Genomic DNA, 4,870 nt, shown 5'->3' with positions numbered 1-4,870 from the left:
AAGTCTCTGAGTGAACATACGTAATTCATTACGAAGTTTAATTCACGAGCATCAAACTTAAATTGAAGAGTTTGATCATGGCTCAGATTGAACGCTGGCGGCAGGCCTAACACATGCAAGTCGAACGGTAGCACAGAGAGCTTGCTCTCGGGTGACGAGTGGCGGACGGGTGAGTAATGTCTGGGAAACTGCCTGATGGAGGGGGATAACTACTGGAAACGGTAGCTAATACCGCATAACGTCGCAAGACCAAAGAGGGGGACCTTCGGGCCTCTTGCCATCAGATGTGCCCAGATGGGATTAGCTAGTAGGTGGGGTAACGGCTCACCTAGGCGACGATCCCTAGCTGGTCTGAGAGGATGACCAGCCACACTGGAACTGAGACACGGTCCAGACTCCTACGGGAGGCAGCAGTGGGGAATATTGCACAATGGGCGCAAGCCTGATGCAGCCATGCCGCGTGTATGAAGAAGGCCTTCGGGTTGTAAAGTACTTTCAGCGGGGAGGAAGGTGTTGTGGTTAATAACCACAGCAATTGACGTTACCCGCAGAAGAAGCACCGGCTAACTCCGTGCCAGCAGCCGCGGTAATACGGAGGGTGCAAGCGTTAATCGGAATTACTGGGCGTAAAGCGCACGCAGGCGGTCTGTCAAGTCGGATGTGAAATCCCCGGGCTCAACCTGGGAACTGCATTCGAAACTGGCAGGCTAGAGTCTTGTAGAGGGGGGTAGAATTCCAGGTGTAGCGGTGAAATGCGTAGAGATCTGGAGGAATACCGGTGGCGAAGGCGGCCCCCTGGACAAAGACTGACGCTCAGGTGCGAAAGCGTGGGGAGCAAACAGGATTAGATACCCTGGTAGTCCACGCCGTAAACGATGTCGACTTGGAGGTTGTGCCCTTGAGGCGTGGCTTCCGGAGCTAACGCGTTAAGTCGACCGCCTGGGGAGTACGGCCGCAAGGTTAAAACTCAAATGAATTGACGGGGGCCCGCACAAGCGGTGGAGCATGTGGTTTAATTCGATGCAACGCGAAGAACCTTACCTACTCTTGACATCCAGAGAACTTAGCAGAGATGCTTTGGTGCCTTCGGGAACTCTGAGACAGGTGCTGCATGGCTGTCGTCAGCTCGTGTTGTGAAATGTTGGGTTAAGTCCCGCAACGAGCGCAACCCTTATCCTTTGTTGCCAGCGGTCCGGCCGGGAACTCAAAGGAGACTGCCAGTGATAAACTGGAGGAAGGTGGGGATGACGTCAAGTCATCATGGCCCTTACGAGTAGGGCTACACACGTGCTACAATGGCGCATACAAAGAGAAGCGAACTCGCGAGAGCAAGCGGACCTCATAAAGTGCGTCGTAGTCCGGATTGGAGTCTGCAACTCGACTCCATGAAGTCGGAATCGCTAGTAATCGTAGATCAGAATGCTACGGTGAATACGTTCCCGGGCCTTGTACACACCGCCCGTCACACCATGGGAGTGGGTTGCAAAAGAAGTAGGTAGCTTAACCTTCGGGAGGGCGCTTACCACTTTGTGATTCATGACTGGGGTGAAGTCGTAACAAGGTAACCGTAGGGGAACCTGCGGTTGGATCACCTCCTTACCTTAAAGAACCTGCCTTTGTAGTGTCCACACAGATTGTCTGATGAAAAGTAAATAGCAAGGCGTCTTGCGATTGAGACTTCAGTGTCCCCTTCGTCTAGAGGCCCAGGACACCGCCCTTTCACGGCGGTAACAGGGGTTCGAATCCCCTAGGGGACGCCACTTGCTGGTTCGTGAGTGAAAGTCACCTGCCGACATATCTCAAAACTCATCTTCGGGTGACGTTTGAGATATTTGCTCTTTAAAAATCTGGATCAAGCTGAAAATTGAAACGACACACAGTTAATGTGTGTTCGAGTCTCTCAAATTTTCGCAAACCGGTGATGAATCGAAAGAAACATCTTCGGGTTGTGAGGTTAAGCGACTAAGCGTACACGGTGGATGCCCTGGCAGTCAGAGGCGATGAAGGACGTGCTAATCTGCGAAAAGCGCCGGCGAGGTGATATGAACCTTTGACCCGGCGATGTCCGAATGGGGAAACCCAGTGTGTTCCGACACACTATCGTTAACTGAATACATAGGTTAACGAGGCGAACCGGGGGAACTGAAACATCTAAGTACCCCGAGGAAAAGAAATCAACCGAGATTCCCCCAGTAGCGGCGAGCGAACGGGGAGCAGCCCAGAGTCTGAATCAGCTTGTGTGTTAGTGGAAGCGTCTGGAAAGTCGCACGGTACAGGGTGACAGTCCCGTACACGAAAGCACACAGGCTGTGAACTCGAAGAGTAGGGCGGGACACGTGGTATCCTGTCTGAATATGGGGGGACCATCCTCCAAGGCTAAATACTCCTGACTGACCGATAGTGAACCAGTACCGTGAGGGAAAGGCGAAAAGAACCCCGGCGAGGGGAGTGAAAAAGAACCTGAAACCGTGTACGTACAAGCAGTGGGAGCCTCTTTTATGGGGTGACTGCGTACCTTTTGTATAATGGGTCAGCGACTTATATTCTGTAGCAAGGTTAACCGTATAGGGGAGCCGAAGGGAAACCGAGTCTTAACTGGGCGTTAAGTTGCAGGGTATAGACCCGAAACCCGGTGATCTAGCCATGGGCAGGTTGAAGGTTGGGTAACACTAACTGGAGGACCGAACCGACTAATGTTGAAAAATTAGCGGATGACTTGTGGCTGGGGGTGAAAGGCCAATCAAACCGGGAGATAGCTGGTTCTCCCCGAAAGCTATTTAGGTAGCGCCTCGTGAACTCATCTTCGGGGGTAGAGCACTGTTTCGGCTAGGGGGCCATCCCGGCTTACCAACCCGATGCAAACTACGAATACCGAAGAATGTTATCACGGGAGACACACGGCGGGTGCTAACGTCCGTCGTGAAGAGGGAAACAACCCAGACCGCCAGCTAAGGTCCCAAAGTCATGGTTAAGTGGGAAACGATGTGGGAAGGCACAGACAGCCAGGATGTTGGCTTAGAAGCAGCCATCATTTAAAGAAAGCGTAATAGCTCACTGGTCGAGTCGGCCTGCGCGGAAGATGTAACGGGGCTAAACCATGCACCGAAGCTGCGGCAGCGACACTATGTGTTGTTGGGTAGGGGAGCGTTCTGTAAGCCGTTGAAGGTGTCCTGTGAGGGGTGCTGGAGGTATCAGAAGTGCGAATGCTGACATAAGTAACGATAAAGCGGGTGAAAAGCCCGCTCGCCGGAAGACCAAGGGTTCCTGTCCAACGTTAATCGGGGCAGGGTGAGTCGACCCCTAAGGCGAGGCCGAAAGGCGTAGTCGATGGGAAACAGGTTAATATTCCTGTACTTGGTGTTACTGCGAAGGGGGGACGGAGAAGGCTATGTTAGCCGGGCGACGGTTGTCCCGGTTTAAGCATGTAGGCGGAGGTTCCAGGTAAATCCGGTTCCTTATTAACGCTGAGGTGTGATGACGAGGCACTACGGTGCTGAAGTAACAAATGCCCTGCTTCCAGGAAAAGCCTCTAAGCATCAGGTAACATCAAATCGTACCCCAAACCGACACAGGTGGTCAGGTAGAGAATACCAAGGCGCTTGAGAGAACTCGGGTGAAGGAACTAGGCAAAATGGTGCCGTAACTTCGGGAGAAGGCACGCTGATATGTAGGTGAAGCCCCTGCGGGTGGAGCTGAAATCAGTCGAAGATACCAGCTGGCTGCAACTGTTTATTAAAAACACAGCACTGTGCAAACACGAAAGTGGACGTATACGGTGTGACGCCTGCCCGGTGCCGGAAGGTTAATTGATGGGGTTAGCGGTAACGCGAAGCTCTTGATCGAAGCCCCGGTAAACGGCGGCCGTAACTATAACGGTCCTAAGGTAGCGAAATTCCTTGTCGGGTAAGTTCCGACCTGCACGAATGGCGTAATGATGGCCAGGCTGTCTCCACCCGAGACTCAGTGAAATTGAACTCGCTGTGAAGATGCAGTGTACCCGCGGCAAGACGGAAAGACCCCGTGAACCTTTACTATAGCTTGACACTGAACACTGGTCCTTGATGTGTAGGATAGGTGGGAGGCTTTGAAGCGTGGACGCCAGTCTGCGTGGAGCCAACCTTGAAATACCACCCTTTAATGGCTGGTGTTCTAACGTAGACCCGTAATCCGGGTTGCGGACAGTGTCTGGTGGGTAGTTTGACTGGGGCGGTCTCCTCCCAAAGAGTAACGGAGGAGCACGAAGGTTAGCTAATCCTGGTCGGACATCAGGAGGTTAGTGCAATGGCATAAGCTAGCTTGACTGCGAGAGTGACGGCTCGAGCAGGTGCGAAAGCAGGTCATAGTGATCCGGTGGTTCTGAATGGAAGGGCCATCGCTCAACGGATAAAAGGTACTCCGGGGATAACAGGCTGATACCGCCCAAGAGTTCATATCGACGGCGGTGTTTGGCACCTCGATGTCGGCTCATCACATCCTGGGGCTGAAGTAGGTCCCAAGGGTATGGCTGTTCGCCATTTAAAGTGGTACGCGAGCTGGGTTTAGAACGTCGTGAGACAGTTCGGTCCCTATCTGCCGTGGGCGCTGGAGAATTGAGGGGGGCTGCTCCTAGTACGAGAGGACCGGAGTGGACGCATCACTGGTGTTCGGGTTGTCATGCCAATGGCACTGCCCGGTAGCTAAATGCGGAAGAGATAAGTGCTGAAAGCATCTAAGCACGAAACTTGCCCCGAGATGAGTTCTCCCTGAGACTTTAAGTCTCCTGAAGGAACGTTGAAGACTACGACGTTGATAGGTCGGGTGTGTAAGCGCAGCGATGCGTTGAGCTAACCGATACTAATGAACCGTGAGGCTTAACCTTACAACGCCGAAG

Annotated in this window: 1 tRNA gene and 2 rRNA genes; all 3 read left to right on the top strand. The window is 52.9% G+C overall.

The window, feature by feature from the left end:
- Window positions 1-59 precede the first annotated feature (59 nt).
- Window positions 60-1,599 (top strand): 16S ribosomal RNA (locus F8561_RS22305).
- Between the two features lie 85 nt (window positions 1,600-1,684).
- Window positions 1,685-1,760: transfer RNA gene (locus F8561_RS22300), tRNA-Glu, on the top strand.
- A gap of 192 nt (window positions 1,761-1,952) precedes the next feature.
- Window positions 1,953-4,858: ribosomal RNA gene (locus F8561_RS22295) — 23S ribosomal RNA — on the top strand.
- The 16S and 23S rRNA genes sit together here with 1 tRNA gene alongside, the layout of an rRNA operon.
- Window positions 4,859-4,870 lie beyond the last annotated feature (12 nt).

The organism is Enterobacter sp. 198, assembly GCF_009025585.1.
Lineage (GTDB): Bacteria > Pseudomonadota > Gammaproteobacteria > Enterobacterales > Enterobacteriaceae > Enterobacter > Enterobacter ludwigii.
This window is presented reverse-complemented; position numbering and strand designations above follow the sequence as displayed.